Source organism: Helicobacter sp. 11S02596-1, from assembly GCF_002272825.1.
In the GTDB taxonomy this organism is placed as follows: Bacteria; Campylobacterota; Campylobacteria; order Campylobacterales; family Helicobacteraceae; genus Helicobacter_J.
Genome location: NZ_MLAM01000043.1, coordinates 1 through 418 on the forward strand (window position 1 = coordinate 1; position 418 = coordinate 418).

The window sequence follows — 418 nt, forward strand, 5'->3', positions numbered from 1 at the left end:
TTCACCAACTACTACATCAACTCCGTTTCTGCTACTATCAATGCTGCCCAAGCAGCTAGTGCTACCGCAGTAATTGCGAATAACTATTCGATATTCTTAGCTAATATCAATGATCTCAATAAACGTTTAGGCGAACTCCGAGATAATCCTGCTACTCAAGGGGTGTGGGCAAGAATCTTTAATGGTAAAAGTAGTTCAAATCGTGGGGTAGGGCTAAATACCTATTCTACCAATATCCAAGGGGGATATGATTATGCCTTTAGCCATAATGATGCCCGCTCGATTGTAGGTCTTGCGCTTAGCTATGGCTATAATAGTATTAAATCCTCTTCTACCTCTTTCAATAACACTATTACAGGTAAAGCCAATCTCTTTGAAGTAGGGGCTTACTATTCATTTATCCAAGAAAATGCCCAAG

1 protein-coding gene is annotated in these 418 nt (G+C 40.0%); it reads left to right on the forward strand.

The window, feature by feature from the left end:
- Positions 1-418 (forward strand): autotransporter outer membrane beta-barrel domain-containing protein (locus BJI48_RS09275; RefSeq protein WP_143428803.1); only part of this gene is annotated, 418 nt, incomplete at both ends.